At 34.2% G+C, this 21,632-nt stretch carries 13 protein-coding genes; 7 read left to right on the forward strand and 6 right to left on the reverse strand.

What is annotated here, in order from left to right; translation table 11 throughout:
• The first annotated feature begins 253 nt into the window (after positions 1-253).
• Positions 254-1,069 carry a PEP-CTERM/exosortase system-associated acyltransferase gene (locus H4J50_RS14350; protein WP_182257122.1) on the forward strand — a complete coding sequence of 272 codons (816 nt, stop codon included), beginning with the start codon at positions 254-256 and terminating at the stop codon, positions 1,067-1,069.
• A gap of 67 nt (positions 1,070-1,136) precedes the next feature.
• Here H4J50_RS14350 and prsT (H4J50_RS14355) read toward each other — a convergent pair whose 3' ends face one another.
• On the reverse strand, positions 1,137-3,884 hold the full coding sequence (gene prsT, locus H4J50_RS14355; RefSeq protein WP_182257123.1) for an XrtA/PEP-CTERM system TPR-repeat protein PrsT: 2,748 nt from the start codon (positions 3,882-3,884) through the stop codon (positions 1,137-1,139).
• 197 nt (positions 3,885-4,081) lie between these two features.
• Here prsT (H4J50_RS14355) and H4J50_RS14360 point away from each other — a divergent pair, with 197 nt between their 5' ends.
• Together H4J50_RS14360 and H4J50_RS19695 are read left to right on the forward strand one after the other, a co-directional pair.
• On the forward strand, positions 4,082-4,936 hold the full coding sequence (locus tag H4J50_RS14360; RefSeq protein ID WP_182257124.1) for a ThiF family adenylyltransferase: 855 nt from the start codon (positions 4,082-4,084) through the stop codon (positions 4,934-4,936).
• A 349-nt stretch (positions 4,937-5,285) separates the two neighbouring features.
• Entirely contained in the window at positions 5,286-6,086 is an 801-nt protein-coding gene (locus H4J50_RS19695; protein ID WP_182257125.1) for a PEP-CTERM sorting domain-containing protein, read from the forward strand.
• A 590-nt stretch (positions 6,087-6,676) separates the two neighbouring features.
• Here the strand turns inward: H4J50_RS19695 and prsT (H4J50_RS14370) are convergent.
• Entirely contained in the window at positions 6,677-9,349 is a 2,673-nt protein-coding gene (gene prsT / locus H4J50_RS14370; protein ID WP_182257126.1) for an XrtA/PEP-CTERM system TPR-repeat protein PrsT, read from the reverse strand.
• 44 nt (positions 9,350-9,393) lie between these two features.
• Positions 9,394-11,679, reverse strand: coding sequence for a non-hydrolyzing UDP-N-acetylglucosamine 2-epimerase (gene wecB / locus H4J50_RS14375; protein ID WP_182257127.1), 2,286 nt, complete (start codon positions 11,677-11,679; stop codon positions 9,394-9,396).
• Positions 11,680-11,963: 284 nt separating this feature from the next.
• On the opposite strand from wecB, the gene xrt reads away from it, so the two are divergent.
• Positions 11,964-13,373, forward strand: a complete 1,410-nt coding sequence (xrt, locus tag H4J50_RS14380) for an exosortase (RefSeq protein WP_182257128.1) — start codon at positions 11,964-11,966, stop codon at positions 13,371-13,373.
• 367 nt (positions 13,374-13,740) lie between these two features.
• Positions 13,741-15,192: a hypothetical protein gene (locus H4J50_RS14385; RefSeq protein WP_182257129.1), complete on the forward strand. Its 1,452-nt coding sequence runs from the start codon at positions 13,741-13,743 to the stop codon at positions 15,190-15,192.
• A 134-nt stretch (positions 15,193-15,326) separates the two neighbouring features.
• Here the strand turns inward: H4J50_RS14385 and H4J50_RS14390 are convergent, their stop codons facing one another.
• The 3 genes from H4J50_RS14390 to H4J50_RS14400 form a co-directional block, all read right to left on the reverse strand.
• Positions 15,327-16,340, reverse strand: coding sequence for an endonuclease/exonuclease/phosphatase family protein (locus H4J50_RS14390; protein WP_182257130.1), 1,014 nt, complete (start codon positions 16,338-16,340; stop codon positions 15,327-15,329).
• A gap of 61 nt (positions 16,341-16,401) precedes the next feature.
• The gene (locus H4J50_RS14395) at positions 16,402-17,694 is read right to left on the reverse strand and encodes an O-antigen ligase (RefSeq protein ID WP_182257131.1); all 1,293 of its coding nucleotides are present in this window, start codon (positions 17,692-17,694) and stop codon (positions 16,402-16,404) included.
• A 2-nt stretch (positions 17,695-17,696) separates the two neighbouring features.
• Positions 17,697-18,734: an acyltransferase family protein gene (locus H4J50_RS14400; protein WP_182257132.1), complete on the reverse strand. Its 1,038-nt coding sequence runs from the start codon at positions 18,732-18,734 to the stop codon at positions 17,697-17,699.
• Between the two features lie 176 nt (positions 18,735-18,910).
• Between H4J50_RS14400 and H4J50_RS14405 the strand changes: the two genes are divergently transcribed.
• Complete coding sequence (locus H4J50_RS14405; RefSeq protein WP_182257133.1) at positions 18,911-20,875, forward strand: acyltransferase family protein; 1,965 nt, start codon at positions 18,911-18,913, stop codon at positions 20,873-20,875.
• A gap of 11 nt (positions 20,876-20,886) precedes the next feature.
• Positions 20,887-21,534, forward strand: coding sequence for a hypothetical protein (locus H4J50_RS14410; RefSeq protein WP_182257134.1), 648 nt, complete (start codon positions 20,887-20,889; stop codon positions 21,532-21,534).
• The last annotated feature ends 98 nt before the right edge of the window (positions 21,535-21,632 follow it).

A 21,632-nucleotide genomic window follows, 5' to 3' on the forward strand; every position in this document is an offset into this window, starting at 1 on the left:
TGAACAGACGGTTGTCGATTTTTTTACGCAAGTCATGCAAATGGATAATTTTACTTTGCGGCAAGAAGCCTTAGAATGAGGGATAATTCACTTTTATTGGTTAAAAGTGAACCCCGAAACTTGAGTAATAAATACTTAACAAATATATTTCATAATACATACATAAAATGCTAAATTAATTCTACAGCTATCAAAAAATATATTAATGGTTATTACATCTAACCGAATAAAATGCTAAGAAACTGAGAAAATAATGAATTGGAGTAAGAAGTTACTAGACGCCCCAGTAATTGGAGGTATAACCAAACGCATTGCATCAATGAAAATTAATCATGATGCGATGAATATTGCTGAGCATTTTACCCAATTCCTACAACCAGAGTTTGCAAGTAATGATGAACTGCGTGATGAAGTTTTCCGTATTCGCCACAATGTATACTGTGAAGAATTAGCTTTTGAAAAAGTAAAAGCTGAAGGCAAAGAGCAGGATGAGTTTGATGCCCAATCAATCTTCTCAATGATCAAACATAAACCTTCAAATACCTATACCAGTTGCGTTCGTGTAGTTAAATCAGCGAACGAAACTGAACTACTTCCCATAGAAAAATATTGCTTAGACGCTATACAAAATAAAGAGTTACACCCAAGCAACTTTCCACGCCAAGAGATAGCAGAAATATCGCGTTTAGCTGTAAAAGCCGACTTTAGACGTCGTAAAACGGATAAATTTAGAGGCTCAGCCATAGGTGCAATTAATGAACCTACTTACTCAGAAACAGAATTACGCTGCTTTCCGTTCATCGCTATCGGTCTATATATGGCCGCAGCGACAATGAGTATGGAAACAGGCGTTAAACATGTTTATGTCATGATGGAGCCAAGGCTAGCGCGTAGTATGAAGTTTGTGGGAATAAACTTCATTCAACTTGGTGAGGCTATTGATTATCATGGGTTACGTGCTCCTTATTATATTAGCGCAGACATGTTTATGGAAAATTTATCACCTGGATTTAAATGCTTATATAGCGCTATATCGAAAGACATTAAAGACTACCTTTCAAATATTTAAGTTAGTTAAAACCTTCAAATATTTTGTCCCTCTATGCTAAACGCTAAAAAACATAGAGGGTTATAAATTACTCTAACAAGCGTTGTTTTTTCTCTTTTTGTGTTGCAGTAATCACCGTAATTTCATTCAATATCTTCTGAGCCTCTTTGTTATTATTATTTTCTAATAACGTTTCAGCAAAGTTCAAGGCTATATCAATATCTTCACCATTAGATAATTTATAAGCCTCTTTAGCTTTTACTAATGCCTCTGATTTTTTATCAGACTTCAACAAAGCTTGAGCATAGGTATCAACTACATTCGGTATTTCTGAGTTTAGTTCATAAGCCTTTTTTGAGTATTTCAATGCTTGCACAAGCTCACCTTGATCCATATAAAGCCAAGATAAGTTATTTAATGCCACAATATTTTCAGGTTGTACTCTAATCAGTTTCTCATATTCTATAACAGCTTTATCTTGGTGCTCGGCTAAATACATATTCGCTAAACTAAAGCTAACTCTCGGGTTAATTTTATTTTGTACTGCTTCTTTTACTGAAAATTTCTCTAGCAGTTCAATAGCTTCTAATTTTTGATTATTCCCCTGTAAAGCGAAAGCAAGAAGAGTTGCGTTAATACTGTTAGGTGTTGCTAGGTATTGTTGTTCTAACTTTGGAATGGCTGCAGAAAAGTTTCTCTCAAGCAGTAAAATACGACCTGATATGCCTGCAAGTAAGTTTTCATTGATATTAAACTTATCAAACTCTTCAAATAAAGCTTTTGCATCATCAACACGATTATTATCTAACAATATTTGCATTTTAACTAAATGTAGCATCAAATTATTTGGATGTTTTACATCGGCTTTTTGTAAAGATCTAAGTGCTCTATCTGGAGATTTCTTATTTACCCAATAATTAGCTAATAGAAAAGCAGACTCAATATGATAAGGGTTAGTCTTCTGCCAATTATCTAAAATAGAATAAGTATCTTTACCGTCAGGATCTTGCTTACTAATAACAAGCATTAATTGCCAATAGCGTTTAGGGGTTTTAACATCAACTGAATAACCATCTAACAAAGAACTAGCCTGCTTAAACTCTTTCAAATATATTAGTGCCTCAGCTAATAATATTCCGTACTTTATGTCATCTTTATTATTTTGTTGAGCTTTTGCTAATACTGTTAATCCTTTATCGTTTTTATGAAAATCAAAATACTGGCTTAATATTTGAATGTTATCCGGGTAAACCTTTACTGCTTGCTCAGTTAATAATTCCGCCTTCTCAATATCTTTTTGGTAGTTTGCCAGCTTAACCATTTGAGTTAATGCATAAACATTATTAGGCTCTAACGCTAAACTTTTTTCTAATGCTACTTGACCATTTGTATAGTCTTCTTTTTTAAAATATATTGCAGATTTTAGGTTATGCCCGCCTGACTTATCTGGATACTCTTTTAACCACTTATCTGCGATAACAGTTGCCCGAGATAAGTCTCCTGATTCAATAGACGCAAATGCTAAAGTTAGCTCAGCAGAAACTAACTCTGGATTCATCTGTAAAGCTAATTCTAGTTTTTCAATGCCCGACGGATCGTTCATCATTAACTTTAACACGCCAGCTCTTGCGGCTTCTTCACCGGTTAAATCGGTTGAGCCTGAAGCATAATTGGCTATCTCTTTTGCTTCTTCCAATGCCCCGACTTCAAGTAGCTCATAACTCATTGTTGCCAAAAATTGAGCATTCAATTTATTTTTAACATCGTAGCCACTCAATGTTTCGCTAATATCATCAATAAAGCCTAACTGTAATTGGCTCACCGCGAGCATTCTTTTAGCGGGATGTTCATCTGAAATGTAAGGCATTAAATCTGTTAAATAATTAACACTTTGTTCATAGTTTTTTAAATAAAACGCACTTGCTCCAGCCACTAGTTTTAAGCTAAAAGAGTTAAACCCAGAATTTAACGATTGAACAGCAAAGCGGCTTGCTGCTACATAATCTTTATCTTCAAAACGTACTGTTGCCTTAATATATTGTAAAAAAGGCTGTGTCGGCACCCTAGCTAAAATAGTATCTGCAATTTCTTCTGCTGCTTTAAACTGGCCATTTTTTAACAGCGCATCGGCAATAAATAGCTGTACTTTGCCAGAATTGGGCTGCATTTCTTGATATTCTTGAAAGCTATTCACCGCCAAAGTATAATCTTGTTCAACTGTTGCAATTTGACCTTGCAACATCAGTGCATCAACATTACCCGGATTTGCAATTAATATGCGCTCAACTAACGTTCTTGCCTGTTGAATATTTTGTTTCGAAAATTCTAAATAAGCACTTGCCAACATACTGTAATTATCTGCTTGAGAAAAAGACAGCGCAGTATCCACCGATGCTTGAGCTAACTCATTATCTCCAGTTCGTAACGATGCTAGTGTTTTATATGCAAGATATTGCGGGCTTAACTGAGATAAAAATTCTTCCTGTTTGTTCAATGCTAAAACATCTAAGTCTGATTCAGTTAATATATAGGCTCGAGCCAACAGAGGAATAACTTGATCTACAGAATAGTTTAATTTACTAGCGCGTTCTAACTCTTTAACAGCGTTTTCTGCATCGCCTGTACTTAAATATAATCGGCCGAGTAAAAACCTCGCATAAGCATTTTTATCATCAACTTTAAGTGCGTTTTTTAATGAAATAATAGCCGTATTACTTTGCTTTTCAATTATAGCTTTCTCTGCTTGTTCAATATAAGTTTGCGCCGATTCATTGTCAGAGCATGCAAACAAAACAAAAATAACACTTACACAGATTATTGATTTCGAAAAATTCATTTAAACTTCCTGTTTTGGGTTTAATAGCATCTTCATTAAAGTATGATAATAAAGCATTAATTTCTCTTTTAAAATGAAATTTAAATAATCAACACTTATACAATACACTTATCTGGGTGTATATTTATTACATCGCTTATAGAATATAGTTTATTCTTTCAGTTGTTCACGTCATTACAAGCTTAAAAGGAATGTTAATGTTTAACTATGAAAAAGCCTTTTCGAGAAATATTGGCTGGGTTACAGAAGAAGAACAACAAACTCTTAGAGGGAAAAAAGTAGCCATAGCAGGTGCCGGTGGTGTCGGTGGTGTACATTTACTGACATTAGCTAGACTAGGTGTCGGAAATTTTTACATTTCTGACTTTGATGATTTTGAAGTACATAACTTTAATCGTCAATCCGGCGCATTTATGTCGACCCTAGGTGAGCAAAAAGTTGATGTTATGCAGCGTATGGCGCTTGATATAAACCCTGAAGCAAATATAAAGTGCTTTCCTGAAGGCATTTTTGAACATAACGTTGACGAATTTCTTGAAGGTGTTGATCTGTATGTTGATGCCTTAGACTTTTTTGCTTTGCAAGCAAGAAAAACAGTGTTTAAAAAATGTTATGAAAAAAACATCCCAGTAATTACTGCCGCACCGCTCGGCATGGGAGCTGCATTTCTATGTTTTATGCCCGGCAAAATGTCTTACGAAGAATATTTTCGTTTTGAAGACAAGCAAACTGAAGATGAACAACTTATTCAATTCCTAGTAGGCCTATCTCCTGCAATGTTACAACGCCCTTACCTAGTAGATAACAGCCGAGTAAACTTTAAAGAAAAACGTGGTCCATCAACGCCTATGGCAGTTAATCTTTGCGCAGGCATAGCAGAAACATACGCGTTGAAAATTTTATTAGCGCGCGGAGAAATAATTGCAGCACCTTATGGGTTACACTTTGATGCTTACCGAAACAAATTTAAAAAAACATGGCTACCATTTGGTAATGGGGGTCTCATCCCAAGAATAATGTTTCATATCGTCAAAAAAATTGTATTAAAATAGCCTTTGGCAATATTAATAATGTAGTGGTTAATTAGAGTGAATTATATTCACCGGGACAATAACCTGTTTATTGCTAGACATAATTTATACCATTAAGATAATAACGAGATAAATTTATTTACGCCTAGCTAAATGAAATAAAGGTTTACTACTACCACCAAGGTAATCGCAAGTGTTGTTAAAATCACATAACAGTGTCAGATATTTTTACACTACATGCTTACATCACTTCAACTGAAATATAATAAACAAACAAAACAGCAACTTAAAAACATGGCACCTTAGTTGCATTATTCAACTCAGAAACAAATAACTAACGATAAGTTGCTACAACTTTAAAGGATTTAAAATGAAAACATTTACTAAATTATTGTGTACAGCAGCCGTGGCTTCTGTTGGTACTTTTGCAAACGCAAACGTAATTATTAATTCTGGTACTACTGGTACTACAGGTGCTGCGACTGAACTACAGGTTAACCTTCAGGCTACTTCTACTCTTGCTGGTGGTACTTGTTCAGGTACTGAATGTCAGCCTACAATTCCTACCTCTACATTTACAGAAGCAGGTACTGGTGTAGTTACTAGTTTATTACCTGGCGGACAAAATGGTGTTTTTAACTCTGGTTTCAATTCAACTTGGTTCTTAAATGTAGTATATACAGGTTTGACTGGTGGTTACACTATGGGCTTCCCTAACTTTAATGCCGCAGGTTATGTTGATCTTTTTTATGTAGAACAAAGCACTGGCAACACAGAACAAATGGCTCGTCTTTTAGTTGGTGGTGGACAAGTTGAACCAGCTAACGTTAATATGTCGGGTATTGTAGATTACTCTTGGTATGCTAATGCAACAGACCAAGGTAACACAGCTGCAGATGCTACTACTTTCTTCGAAAGCTCTGTTGCTTCTAATGGTTTTACCAACTTTTATGACATTTGGGCTGATACGACTACTGCAAATGTAACTTGGGACTTTGACTTTTCAATTGCAACGCCAAACGCTCCATACAACGGTGATACTACAAGCGCAACTCGTACAACTGACTTAAACGGTCAAATAGCGTTTAATGTTCCAGAGCCTTCTTCAATTGCTATTCTTGGCCTTGGTTTACTAGGTTTAGCTGGTGCAGCTCGTCGTCGTAAATCTTAATTATATTTAAGTGACCATAAAAGCCTTCTTGATGAAGGCTTTTTTTTGTCTAAATACTGACCCGCCCCTAAATAAGATTGACACTTACCCAGCAATTAATTGGTAAGTTCTTGGAGTGAACCACTAAACGTACTCAAAAATTACTTCCTCGCTTTAAATTAAGTGCAACTCTGTAAAGTACCACATTGAAAAAGCCGAAAAATAGAAAAACAAATAATGTATTAGTACTCCATTAGAAAAGGTGCTGGTATCGCTCAAACCAATACTAAAACCTGAAACTCTTCCAGAAACTCTATATCAATTGATTGATGCCCGACAATGACTATTGTGTTAAAAGCACGCTAACTGAGCGCATCAAAGGCATACCGAAGAATTAATACTTACTTAATGGTAAAGCGCAAAGACATAAAAAGATACAACGAAAATGGTTGAGGGATTGAGGGACTCTGTGATGATATATAACCAACAAAGGACACATAAAAATAAAACACATGATGGAGCACATCAGGTGTTTTATTTTTATGCGTTAACCCAGATCAGAATGGGAAATTTGAAGGTTCATTGGAGTAAAACAATAAAGATTAACTTTACTACTTGGTAATTGACAAATAATGCAGCTTTATATCGTTATCATAGGGTGCTAATAAATAAGCCTTTTTAATTAATTGTTGAGCTATATCTATATTACCCCTTTCCAACTGTATCAAAGCCGCGGTATCTAAAACTGATGGGTTTTCTGGTTGTAACTTCAGCGCCTTAGATACAATTACATAAGCATCTTCACTTTGATTGTTTTTAAGGTGTATCCAAGCCAAGTTATTTAGGTACTGAATATTATTGGGATATATAACCAGTAATTCTCTATAAGTAGCTTGAGCAAGTTTACTGTCTGAGTCGATAGCAAGTTGCGCTAGCAAGGCTTTAGAAAAATAATCATCTGAATATTCAGTTACACGTTTTTTCAAAAAATCTAAAGCGTTCTTACTTCTATTTAGTTCCATAAATGCAGTATAAACAAAGTTTGCATTTTGAGTAGATGGTTTTACTTTATATAATTCGATTAAACCAGGTAATGCCCTCTTGAAGTCACCTTCTTTATAGGCTATTTGTGCTAGTAAGCCTTTAATATAGTCAGTTGCTTTAAATTCATCTGATAATTGTTCAATATTGAATTTAGCTAAATCCAACTTATCATTTAGCACCAAATAATAAGGGTACGTCAAAGTAGCTTTTGGGTTATCCGGTTGTTTACGTAGCCATGACTCCGTAGTGACTAAAGCCAAACTATTCTCACCACCACTTTCTAAGCTTATTATTTTTCCAAGCCATGCATTCTCTTGAGTTGAGTCAGCCTTTATCCACATATCAAAGACAGCGACAGCCTGATCAAACTCTGATAATAAGAAATGGCTTTTACTTAAAAGCTCCCAATATAGTATTGGCGTAGCTTCATTAATAGACACCTCATCAGTTAACAAATTTACAACTTTTTCATAACTTTTTTCCGAAAATAAAACTTTACCGTATATCAAACGCACATTTAAACTGTCTTGATTTTTTTCAAATAAAGCTTTCACCTTATCTATCGCATCATCTGGTTTTCCTACTAATTTAGCTATGCGATAGTTTTGAATTAACACCAATAAATTGTCAGGTGACTTACCTAATAACGGTTGAATTTTCACAAGCGCTTGACTGTATTTTTCAGCTTGAATATCTTGTTCAATAAAATATTGCAGCGCGAAATTATTATCAGGTTCAAGCGTCAACACTCTTTTAAACGCTAGTTCTGCTAATGACTTTTCATTTTGCAATAAATAAATTTTTGCTGCTAAATTATGCCCTTGAATTTGGCTTGCTTCACTCTTTTGCCATGACTTGGCTAGTGTTAATGCTTTATCATAATCTTTAGTTGAAATATATGCTTGTGCTAAAGCCAATTTTGCCATGGGTAGATTTGGATCAATTTGTATCGCTTTTTCTAAATCAGTAATTCCGTCCAAATCGTTAATTGATAATTTTAGAATACCTAGTCGAGTAATATCTTCTGGCTTATCTGATTGTAAATCATAAGATTTTTCAATTAGTGATTTAGCTTGCTCAAATTTACCATCTGTTAATAATTTAAAACTTGCTGTAGTCAACATTTCAGTATCATCAACGGTAAATTCTGTCATGTTGACAAGTTTATCAACTGCATCATCAGTATAACCCAGCTTCATTTGAACCATAGTCAACACTCGTTGAATAGGATGATTCGCGGGTAAATCCTTAACAGTTGAAACCAAATACTGATGGGCTAGTTCATATTTTTCCAATTGAAAAGCACTTAATCCGGCAATTACTTTATTAGAAGAAGTGTTTAGTCCGTTTTGAATTGCCTTTTCGGAATAGGCTAACGCAAGTGCAAATTCTTTATTTTCAAAATCAATAATACTTTTTAGTTGATTAACAAATGGTTGTTCCGGTAATTGAATCAGCAATGGTGCTAGTTGTTGATTTGCTTCATCGAATTCACCATTCTTGATATAAGTGTTTGCCAAATATAATCGTATTTTTATATTTTTTGTCACTAATGACTGATAATTTAAAAAAGAGGATATCGCTTGGGGGTAATCTTTTTCTACAAAATACAGCTGACCTTGAAGCAGCAGGGCCTCCAATAAATCTGGTGACTGCTCAACAACTTTATTAACCAACTTCAATGCGCCAGCAATGTCTTTATCATCCGCTTGTATATAAGCACTACCTAGTTGACTAAATACAGATTCTGCAGAAATTTCATTAGCTTTAGCAATAGCATTTTTAGCTTCTGCTTTTTTATCTAAGTTAATATAGGCGAGCACTTGATACAGCAATACTTCAGGTAAAACCTTTGGATTGACATCCCTATATACATTCATAGTATCGATGGTTTCAATGATTTTTTGATTATCATCAAGTAAATAAAGCGCAGACAACAACTTAGGCAGCACAATGTTTATATCAACATTTAAACTGATAGCTTTTTCAAATTCTTTTTCTGCCGCAGCAGCTTGGCCTAATTCTAAATATACATTGCCTAATAAAACACGAGCTTCACCATTATTTAAATCATTACTAACAGCATTTTTTAAATCAATTACTGCTTCAGCATTTTTATTTTGCTGAATATGGTTTTTCGCACTGCTAATATATTCTTCAGTCGATTTATTGGGCGAGCAAGCACTTAAAGCTATCAATATACAAGTTGCTAAGGTTATCTTTTGGGTTTTAAATTTCATTAGTACTCTATCCCTGATTATTAGGTAAATTCGCTATAATATTTTTATTGTAAAACACCACACGCATCAATAATATTTGCACTCGCCACCAAGGTTTTATAACTATCATGCCCTGTAACAATCACAACAACATCTGCCCACTTGAGCATATCATCAATACTCTCAATGCGATCACATTGCCATTTAGGTACATGTTCATCATGATACTTAACATTAAATCCTTGTGACTCAATGCGTTTCAGTATTGGCTCTGCGGGAGTTTCTCTGCAATCATCAACATTAGGTTTATAAGCCACGCCTAAAATACCAATATTTTTACCTGAAACTTCCTGCGCTTTACTTATGACTTTATCTGCAATGATAAGAGGCCTGTCGTTATTAATCTTTCTTGCCAAACGTATAAACTCACCCGTTTTAGTGCTTTCCACTAAAAACCATGGGTCAATAGGTATGCAATGTCCACCGACACCAGGTCCCGGATTTAATACATTCACTCTAGGGTGTCGATTAGCTAGTTTGATCACTTCATTCACATCTACATGCAACTCTTCACACACTTGGGCGAGTTCATTAGCAAAAGCAATCCCAACATCACGAGAAGTATTTTCAACTAATTTCACGCATTCGGCTGTAGTTAAATCAGTTAAAAACACCTCACCTTCTACAAAACTTTGATATATCGCTTTAACTTTTTGTTGAGCCTTAGCGCTTGAGGCGCCAATAATTCTATCATTATGAACTAATTCATATAATGTTTGCCCAGGAATAGCACGTTCAGGACAGTGCACTACATCAACATTTAGGCCTTTTGCCTTAAGACGTTTCTCCACTTCCAAACTTGTTTGCGGGGAAATAGTAGACTCAACAATAACGGTTTGCCCATCTTTAGCCACTTCTGCAATCGCATCTATAGCAGAGAACACATAAGAGCGATCACAGCTATTGCCTTTAGCAGGGCCGTTATGTGGTGTAGGCACAGCGACCAAATAAGTTTCACTTGAAGGAATTTTTGTCGAGGCGGTTAAATAACCTTGTGACACTACTTTTTGAACTAACTCAGGCATACCTTCTTCATCAAAAGGACACTCGCCTCGGTTAATTGAGTCAACCTTATCTTGGTTTAAATCGACACCCGTAACAGAATAACCAGCTTGTGCTAGTAGGCTTGAAATAGGTAACCCCATGTAGCCCATACCAACAACCGTTAAAGTCTCATTTTTAGCCACTATGGGTAATTCTACAAACTCACTATTATCAGCAATAATAATATCAAGTATTTTATCTGCGACATGACCATCACCAAAAGGGTTGTCCCAAGAGTAACTATCGCGACTTAACCATTGCTTAGCAGCTTTTACCGCTTTTACCGCATCACGACCAACAAGCTCACTGGCACCTACTTCAACAGCTTCAGGGCGTTCTGTATTTTCTCTTAAGGTAAGGCTTGGCACACCTAACAAACAGGCTTCTTCTTGAATTCCGCCAGAATCAGTTAAAATTAATTTAGCGTGTTTTTGTAATTGAATAAAATCTAAATAACCAACAGGTGGAATCAATTGTAAATAACTTGGCAGCTCAATATTAAACTCTTTCAGTTTAGATTGAGTTCTAGGATGAATAGGCCAAACAATAGTACCTGTATAATTGGCATGCATTTCATCGAACAAATGCAATAGTTCCATAAGGTTTGCTGCAACATCAACATTTGAAGCTCTATGGGCAGTAACTAAAAAGTATTCGCGCGCCTTTAATTTAAGGTCGGCTAAAATAGTACTTTTTTGAGCTGAAATTTCGAGATGCTGAAAAAGAGAATCAGAAACAGTGTTGCCTACTGTATGTATTTTATTACTCGCTATACCCTCAGATTTTAGAATTTTTTCTTGATTAGGCCCAACCGAAAATAAATACTCACTGATGTGGTCAGTCATAATGCGGTTGGTTTCTTCAGGCATAGTTCGGTCGTAACTTCTTAAGCCCGCTTCAATGTGCCCTACTTTAATATTTAATTTTGACGCCGCTAATGCACCAGCTAAAACCGTATTAGTATCACCTTGCACTAGCACAACATCAGGCTTCTCTTCTAATAAAATAGGTTCCATTTTTATTAGAATATTACCCGTTTGATTACTGTGTAACCCTGAACCAACCCCTAAATTATAATGCGGTGCTGGCAGGTGAAGCTCCTCAAAAAAGATACTATCCATCTCTTTTGAATAATGTTGATTTGAATGAATAATGAAGAATGGAATGTTTCTTTTTTCACATTCTCTGATCACTGGCGCCATTTTTATAATTTCAGGCCGTGTTCCAACAATGATGCCAATTTTCATTTAAATTTCCCTACGTTAAATCTTATTATTAATTAATAGTATCAGTTTACCTGTTATAGAAAGTTTTAAAAGTACCTTCTATAACTGATAAAGTGAAAACGTCGAATAATTTTGAATTTTGCTACAAAATATATCCATCTACAATGTGGAATAGCTATTGCCTCAAAAAGCAATAGCATGACAACCAAAGTATTGATACAGTGGAAATAATATATACACAAATGCCCTCGAGCGAATAATAACGCCTTGGGTTTTGTCACGAATAATGAACCTATTAACTCATAATGACTAATAAAACAGCCGTAAATCGACCAGAACAAAACACATTCAAGCCGCTTATAGGGCTTGTGCTTATTTTTATATTATTTTCCATTTTTAATATCCCTGTTTTACAAACCATATGGGACAATAGTTTCGACGATGGTACATATTCACACGCCTACCTTATTCCTTTTATTACGATGTATTTATATTATCAACTATCAAAAACAGGACAATTAACTTACCGATGTGGCCCTTCAGTACTGCCAATATTAATGCTTTGCTTCAGTGCCGTATTGTTTTTTATAATGGTATCAGCACAAATAAGCCTTGGTTACTGGTCTGCAATGATGGCTATTTTGCTTTCTAGTGTGTTGTTAATATATCGTGCGAATTGGCAAGTGGTATTCCCTACACTATTTCTTATTTTTTTAATGCCATGGTGGGGACTTTTAACCATAATATTACAAAAAATATCGGTTGATTCAGTAACGTTTTTAATGAGTTTAAGTGGCATACCTACTTATGTAGAAGGTAATTTAATCACTATTCCGGCAGGCGTTTTTGAAATTGCTGACGGCTGCAGTGGCCTTAGGTATCTTATTGTTTCTCTTGCAATTAGTTCATTATTTAACTTTCTTTATATAAAAAACACTCGCAAAGCATTAATGTTTTTTACTGTCGCTATTTTAGGTGCCTTAATCACAAACTGGATAAGAATTACCGCACTTATACTGATTGGTGAATATACCAATATGGAAAGTGACTTAATGACGGACCACAACATGTTTGGTTGGTATTTATATATTCCGTTTATGTTTTTATTATTTATGTGGGGAAATAAATTGGCTGATAATGATCAGCTATCAACGAAAGTAGCCACTAATGAAAACACCGCATTAAAAAACAATACTTATCCTGCATTACCTAACGTTTTAATCTTATTTTTAGTGGTCGCTACCTCCTCGACGGCTTTAAAAGCATTATTTACGCCAAATATAACAACAAGTACAGAGATAACGAAAAATATTGAAATACAACCAATCATTAACAACTTCACTCACATTGAACAAGTTACTTTACAGACAGGTAAGTACGAAACACGATATTTGAAGTACTTTTTTAATGGCGAACTAGATAACGGAAAACCCACAGCCTTCGGAAATAGTGTTATCCCGTTTGGCTGGCATGAAGTTAGCCGAGAAGCCTTTGGCGACTGGCAATACATCACAATCGCTCAAAGAAATAATAAAGCGATAATTCGTTTATCCTTTGAGATTAATGAGCAAAAGTTCGCATCGTCTGGCGCATTTAAAAAACAAAGAATAATGTCAGCGTTAACTGGGACTAGCGAAACTTATTTACATTGGCAATATATAGCTTGTTTAAAAAGTTGCGAGCAAGAGAAAGCGTCACTACAACAAGCTGATTAGCTATTATAACAAAGTCTAAATACATTATTGAACATTATAGGTTCAGTATTTATTTCTCTTTGTTCTAATGGAGAGATTTGTGCAACATCACCTACCATTAGAGTAAACCTATTCAGGTGTCTAATTATAGCGCAGCTAGTAACTCTGTTAAAACCATTAATAACTGAGGGAAACCATCAGCTATGATATATATGTAATGTATGATGTAATTACTCTTGTTGTTAAAGAAAGAATTGATGCATTTAAAACTGAAATTAACAAATTAGTTATTTTCCAACCTATTATTATATATACAAACATCAATCTTTAATCAAAATTATTATTTGTGAAGTATTAACTATCATGGCTTTGAGGCTAAACTTTATATATGAACAATAAAAAAATTATCGTACTGCTACTTTATTGGGTAACTCTAAATTCATTTGCAAGCCTTTACGATAGTTGCACCTCAAATACACAAAGAAAAAACACCTTTTATGTGTCATCTGATATCAATAAAAATAAACCAGACGGTTCAATAACTAAACCATGGAAAAGCATTAATTCGGCGATTGGACGTGTGAAGGACGACAGTCTAATCATTGTAAAACCAGGGATTTACAAAGAAAAAATAAAAATAAAGCGACATTTTGAAAAAGGTATTACAGTTCGCTCTCAAATCCCTTATCAAGCAAAAATAACCCAAAATCAAAGGGTATTAGCATTTTTACAAAAAGCATCAAACATAGAAGTTGAAGGGTTTGAAATCACTCATATTGACGAGTTTTCTAGCCCTTTAATAATTCACATGGACGCAGGTGGTAAAAACAGAGTTAGAAATATAACTTTACGAAATAATATAATCCACGATAGCTATAATAACGATTTAGTTAAGATTAATTACGGCGTTGAAGACATTCAAATCATTTGTAATATTTTTTATAATCAGGGTGACTCTGATGAACATATAGATGTAAATAGTGCTAAAAATATCACAATAAAAAATAATGTTTTTTTTAACGATTTTCAAAAAAGCGATCGAACATATACTAAAAAATCATCAAGCTTTATTGCCGTAAAAGATAGTGATGGTGACCTCGACCGCTTCTTAGGAGCAGAAAAAATATTCATTAATGGTAATATTTTTTTAAACTGGCAAGGCTCACATGGAGCTGGCTTTGTATTAATTGGCGAGGACGGAAAACCATTTTTCGAAGCACACGACATTCATATTTTTAACAACCTATTTTTAGGTAACAGTGACTATTCAATGCGCTCTCCTTTAGGAATAAAAGGCGCAAAAGATGTATATTTTTACAACAATACTATTTCAGGTAATCTACCAAGTAATGCTTACGCAATAAGAGTAAATAGAGAAGGCGATAACTTAGCGCCTAAAAATATAGTTTTACATAATAATATTTGGGCAGATAACACAGGAACTATGGGACAAGGTAAATATGAAAAATCTAATGATTTCAGTGACAGCCTTTATACACATATAGACTCGTTTACACTTGATGGTAATTTATATTGGAATGGTGGCAACGATATTCCAAGTTCAATATTTGATAAGCTTAATTACGGTGATGATCCTCACTCAATAATTAATGACCCTAAGCTCAATCCACCGAAGAATATAATAACCCCCACTTGGGATGCAAAAGAATCAAAGTTTGCAGATGGATCTTACGATATAGAACAAGTATTCAATAAGTTAATTGCAAATTTTGCAGTACCTCAGCAACCAGTAAAAAGTATTTCTAAATTTAAAGCTGCTTCTGATGATATTTACAACAAAATAAGACCAAAAAAAGCAAATATAGGTGCTTTTCAATAGTCGTAATTAGAAACATATAAAAGAGTTAATCAACCAAATACCAAAGGAATTATTTCAAAACATTTCCGTTTTTTTCAAAAAAACTCGAGCTAGTTATCCTCATTTTATGGCTTAATAAAAATCGAAATAAACAATTAATTCACTTGGTATAATATCGACACCACCGGCTTGTGGTCTCCCATGATAGAATCAATAACTCTCGCATCTTTAAGCGCAAAGCCTTTAGAGAATAAAAGATGATCAATACGCGCTCCATAAAACGATGTTTTCTTGGTGTAATTTAATCCCGTTGTTGCAACACCTAATGCGTTCATCATAGGTGAGAAGTGTTTACGGTATATATTTTCATCTTCAAACATATTAAAGTCACCGGCAATAATGAACTTTTTATGTTCTTTCTGCCATGAAGTAATCAATAAGGCTTCGTATTCTCTATCGCTCTCTATTTTAGCTGCAGAAGACTGACCCCAAGTTAGATATGTTAAGTTCATTAATATATCTCTAGGAGTTTCCATGTGAATATTAGCTAAAGAGAATTCGCCTTGCGCTGTTTTAATTTTATATAGCATCGCAAAATTGCCCCAGCCACCTACTAACTGTCGACTCAATTTACCCACTATTTCAAAATCTAATTTACTGACAATGCAAAGCCCACCATCACAACTAGCCATATATTCTGGTGGTAGCCACTCAACAAAGTTAAGATTTTTAGCTTCTTGTAAAAGTAAAATATCCGGAATTTCATCTTTTATCAATAACTGCAATTCATACTTTGAACCCCCACCAACGTTAGCATTAATAATTTTAATACTATGATTGTCTACATTTCTAAGTTGAAAATATTGAGTTAAAGACGGCAATTGAAAATCTAAGTAATTTAAGGCTGTAATGACAAGTAAAGGGGATATAAATCGACTCTTTTTACCTAATTGTCGCCAAAAGATAAAATTTAATAAGCATAACAGTAATAACCACCATCGAGGACCAAATAAAAGTACGTACTTTGGTACCAGCAACCACTGATAAAATGGCCACCAGGGCAATATAGTTACAGCAAAACTAATGATGACTAAAAATACAAAGTAATACCTAGCAACTGACTTATAAATGCTATTGATAATATCCCGCATAACTTTATTTATTAACACTAATTAAAAGTACCATGAATTTATACAAAAAATTTACCTCCTAATTTTGGCCAAGGTAAAATTAAAGCAAAAACATAGTTGATAAGCGATTAAAAATATAAACAAAAACAATAAATAAAACTGCCGACAAGGCTAAAACAGGAGTTTTAATAGCTTGAATATGCTCTTTAAATAACTCTGGACATTGAATTCGTGTGTACGTTGTTAGCACCGCAGCATAGAAAAATGGTAATAATACATAGGTACGTGATATAAAGAAAATGGAGACTAAAATTCCAATCAAACCAGCCGTAAGGGCAATTATTTCAATCATTACTTTACTATTTTCGGTACGAAAAGCCACTTTTAAAGCTGAAGAAATTGACAAAACAAATATACTTAAATAACTCATAAAACCCAGAAACCCCGTTTCTACAAACGCGAGTACATAACTATTATGGGCAGTACGGCCATGGTAATCTAAGAAGTGGTCAGCACCTACACCTAATATTGGATTCATAGCAAAAAGCTCAAGTGATAAAATCCACGCATATACCCTGCCCATTGCACTATTATCACCTGAGCCGATTTCAGACATTCTAGATGGCCCAAAAGTCAAAAGCACAACACCTGCTAATACCGCAAAAACAACACCTGCCATTGATCTCTTTTTGATTATAAAAAAAGCACCTACAGCAACTAGTAGTGCTAAGATGGAACCTCTTGAGTTTGTTAATATAATTGTATATAACAGCACAATAAGAGCTGTACCCCACATTAACTTATTAGCAAAATTTATTTTTTGATACACAATTCGGTTAAATATATAAGGAATAAATGCTACAAGGATCATCCCAAGGTCGTTTGGATCACTTAGCACACCAAACCATTTGACTTGCGGCTCAAATATCTTTGTAACCACCCCTTCTGAAACAGTCAAAGTAGAGCGATAAAAGGGCTCCTGCCCCCCCCAATTCTCCCCTAAAGTCACCTGTAAATAGCATTGATAGCTGATAAATAATAGTAACAAAATTATAGTAAAAATTAAGCGCCTGATTTGTTCTATGTTTGTAATGGCTACTTGTACTAAAGAAAAAACGATCAAATTAGTTAACATTACAGGTAAATATTCAGTAATAGTTTGAAATTGAAACCGGAATACATTTGACATTACCATTGCAACAAAAAACCATACAAGGTACATAGTTGTTCGATCAAAAGGTGATTTTTTTACTTGGTTCATCGAAGAAAATATAAGTACTAACACACCAAAAGTAAGCGCTGTAATATTCCAATTAAAGTAAAGTGCAGGGATCCATTCCGCAGGCCTAATGATATAAACTACGAGAGTAAAAATTAAAACAAAATACGCCAAAACTACACCTTTTTTCCACGAATTAAATTACTAATGTAACTTGGAAATACCAAATTATGTAGCATTGGTATTTTCTTCATGAATACAGCTAAAAGTACTGATATTACTATAGTTACCACAAAAGACACCCATGGATTAATATCTACATTTAAAAACCGAAAAAATACAAAAAAAACAATAGGATGAAGTAGATATAAAAGAAGGCTCTTCTCACCTAATCCAGCAAAAAAATTGACAATAAAATCAGGTAAAAAAGAAAAAACATTATAAATACAAGGAATAGCTATAGTTAGCATGACTCCATAATACAATAAAAGAAAAGGTTCTCGCCAAGAAGGTATTATTCCACCGGCTAAAAACAAATACCAACCCACTTTGACTGTACCTAAGCAAAGTACTGAAAAAAGCACAACGGAAGCCAACCTTATATACTTTGACGATTCCGTTAAAGGTCGGTGAATATGATGATAAATTACCCCTAATATATATATAAAAGCGATAACATGCATTGAATATGGTGTTGTAACGAGAATATTATCTTCAACCTCTCCAATTAAGAAAAATGAGAAAAAAGCTAAAATTAGAATTATATTGCCCATTTTTTGTTGCAGAAACCTTAATAAATATAGTACGACTAAACAAGGAAGAAACCAAATATACATAAAACCAGTTGACTCTTTAATCCCTTGAGGCGATGCGAAAAAAACAGCCTTAAATAGGTTCACAAAAAAATCTTCCGAACCAAAGAATATAAAATGCAATATCGCTAAAAACAATGTAAACAAGGTGAAAGGTACCCAATGACTAAGATACTTATCTAGATAAGCCATAAAAGTTGTAACTTTTATGGGCCTTAGGAAAGAAAGAATTAAAAAAGCACCCGCGGCAAAAGCATCTGAAAAAGGGCGAATCCATGAATACTCGAGTGTAAGTAAAGAGTTATGCTCTAAAATAATACACAAAATTAGAAACCCTTTAACCGCGTCTAATTTCACATCCCGTAATGGTGCCCCATTAAAAGGCTTAGTTAGCAAAGCCATTGATAAGTTCCATTTAAATAAAATAAATTCTTACAGGGTAAATCGCCAAAGAAGTAATGTCCAGAAAAGACTAACTAATTAAGAGTGTAATATATAAATCAGTAATATAGATGTTCACTTTTTCACTGATTAAATATACCATCTACCTATTTTATAAACCGAAGAAGGGCAGATTTTTGAATTATAGAAGCGATATAGATGGCTTAAGAACAATCGCTGTATTTTTAGTCATTTTGAATCATACTGGTTTTAATTTTGTGCCTGGAGGTTTTGTTGGCGTAGATGTTTTTTTTGTTATTTCTGGTTTTCTAATTACTTCAATCATTTATCCAAAAATAGTTGATGGCTCATTCGAGTTTTCTTTATTCTTAAGTCGAAGAATAAAACGCTTAATGCCTGTTCTCTTTTTCGTTATGGCGGTTAGTTTAGTTGTTTTCACACTAACAATGCTCCCACAAGATTTAATAAAGTTCTATTACAGTATTATATGGGTCAGCGTTTACGTTGGTAACATATTTTTCTGGCTCGAACATGGTGGTTATTTTGATGGTAATTCTCAAGAAGTGCCTTTGTTGCATACTTGGTCACTAGCCATAGAAGAACAATACTATATTGTTTGGCCAATATTTTTAATTTTATCCATTAAATTTTTAGGACCTAAAAAAACATTAGTATTAACTTTTTTAGGTTGCATCGCTGCTACAATATTTTCCCAATGGGGGACTGAAGTAACTATAGGTGCAGCATATTATTTGTTACCCACACGTTTTTTTGAACTTATGGCAGGATCATGTTTAGCCATGTATTGGAGTAAATTACCCGTATTATATCCAACTCTAAGAAATATTTTATCAGGATTGGGGTTAGTTATGATTATAGCTAGTAGCCTTTGGTTAACAAAATATCATTCATTCCCTGGGTATAATGCTCTTTATAGCGTTCTAGGTACCATTTTAATAATTTATGGTACAGGTGGTTGGGTTAATAGGTTCCTATCAACAAAAGCGATGGTTTTTACTGGAAATATTTCTTATTCATTATATCTTTGGCATTGGCCTATTTTAGTTTACCTTAATTATACTTCCGTTGAATTAACATTAAAAATCCAGTTTGCTAGTATATTAGCAACTTATATTATTTCGATTTTATCTTGGAAATATATTGAACAACCATTTAGGACTATGAAACAGAGAAACTTCAGAGAAACAGTTAAAAAAATATACCTATTACCCACATTAGTCCTAATTGTTATATCTTTAACAGGAATATTATATAAAGGCTATCCTCAAAGGTTTTCCCCTGAAATAGTCAAAATGGATAATGCTCTCAACTCCTACTCAAGTCATTCAAGGAAAGGTTGCCATTCACCATTTAGAAACAGCTCGGAACAGCCTAATCCAAACTGCTTAGTTGGTGAACAGAATGAATCACAGCCAAAGGCCAACGTTTTTATTATAGGTGATTCACATGCGAATCATTTTGTACCTTTTCTAGAGGTACTTATCGATGATGTAAGCTTATTGGGCATGGATTATACCCTAGATCAATGCGTACCTGTTGCTGAATTGATGTGGGGAACAAATGCTCATTTAGCAAAAAAATGCCAAGAAAGAAATCGATTAGCTTATGATTATATAGAACAAAATTCTTTTGAATTTGTTGTTTTGGCAGCCTCTTGGCCCGCTTTATCAACCAAAAGAATATTTAATGGATATAATGTAACAAATAAAGCTGAAAAAGAGCAGTTGTTTACTAGTATGTTGATCGATAGCGTCGAAAAAATAGTTGCTACTGGGGCGGTACCTATAATTGTCGAAGATACACCATCACTAGGAGGTATTAGTGCTAAATGTCCTATCAAAAATGAAGTATTTAAAAGTGAATTAGATTGTAGCATCCAGTTGCTTGACAATGAGCTGATGAAAAGCGCTATTAGTAATGTAAAAACTCACTTCCCTACTTTAGTCATATTAACTCCATCGAAGTTATATTGTCATTTAAATGTTTGCTCTATGGAGATCAAAAACACTCCTCTATATAGGGACGATAACCATCTTAATGAAAAAGGCGCTAAATTATTAGGCGAGATCTATTTATCCAAGTTCGGAAACCCACTAGTCGCTGATTCTAGTCTAAGATAGGAAATATAATAATGCATCCTCCTTTAAAAGTTGGGCTTATTGTAGATAGCCTTACACTCCCTGCTTGGGCTATTAAGGCAATAGAAGAAATAAAATTTTCTGAAGTTATGACAATAGAATTAGTGATAACGACCGGATTGACTTCTAATGAGAAACCACAACCTAATAACTTGCTATCAAATAAAGCACATCACTTCTTGAGTTTTTTATATAGTTGCTTAATAGAGCGCAAAACTTATTTACCAAATGCACTCAAACAGCAAGATACTTCATACTTATTTGAAAATATAACTTCCTTACCCATAAATCTACAACTTAAATACGACTGTTACCACTTAAGAACTAATGATGTAGATACAATAAGTTCTTATAGCCTCGACGTTTTAATTCACCTAAGCGCACATCCTATTAAGGGTGAGAACCTAGAAAAAACAAAGCATGGTACCTGGAAAATCGATCATAGTGACATCAATGAAATAAGAGGAGGAGAATCTGGATTTTGGGAAAGTATGAATGATACACCTGTTACAGGTGTTACTCTTCGACAACTGGGTAGTTCTAATTTTGGAGGGGTAATTATAGAAAAATCATATTCATGCACGAATGCTCTGTCCATTAAAGATAATATTAATAACTCAAGTTTCGGGGTTCACTTTTAACCAATAAAAGTGAATTATCCCTCATTCTAAGGCTTCTTGCCGCAAAGTAAAATTATCCATTTGCATGACTTGCGTAAAAAAATCGACAACCGTCTGTT

The organism is Colwellia sp. 6M3 (assembly GCF_014077595.1).
In the GTDB taxonomy this organism is placed as follows: Bacteria; Pseudomonadota; Gammaproteobacteria; order Enterobacterales; family Alteromonadaceae; genus Cognaticolwellia.

Coding starts and splice junctions, on each gene's coding strand:
- H4J50_RS14350 (WP_182257122.1), top strand. CDS start 254: ATGAATTGGAGTAAGAAGTTACTAGACGCCCCAGTAATTGGAGGTATA.
- prsT (WP_182257123.1), bottom strand. CDS start 3,884: ATGAATTTTTCGAAATCAATAATCTGTGTAAGTGTTATTTTTGTTTTG.
- H4J50_RS14360 (WP_182257124.1), top strand. CDS start 4,082: ATGTTTAACTATGAAAAAGCCTTTTCGAGAAATATTGGCTGGGTTACA.
- H4J50_RS19695 (WP_182257125.1), top strand. CDS start 5,286: ATGAAAACATTTACTAAATTATTGTGTACAGCAGCCGTGGCTTCTGTT.
- prsT (WP_182257126.1), bottom strand. CDS start 9,349: ATGAAATTTAAAACCCAAAAGATAACCTTAGCAACTTGTATATTGATA.
- wecB (WP_182257127.1), bottom strand. CDS start 11,679: ATGAAAATTGGCATCATTGTTGGAACACGGCCTGAAATTATAAAAATG.
- xrt (WP_182257128.1), top strand. CDS start 11,964: ATGACTAATAAAACAGCCGTAAATCGACCAGAACAAAACACATTCAAG.
- H4J50_RS14385 (WP_182257129.1), top strand. CDS start 13,741: ATGAACAATAAAAAAATTATCGTACTGCTACTTTATTGGGTAACTCTA.
- H4J50_RS14400 (WP_182257132.1), bottom strand. CDS start 18,734: ATGGCTTTGCTAACTAAGCCTTTTAATGGGGCACCATTACGGGATGTG.
- H4J50_RS14410 (WP_182257134.1), top strand. CDS start 20,887: ATGCATCCTCCTTTAAAAGTTGGGCTTATTGTAGATAGCCTTACACTC.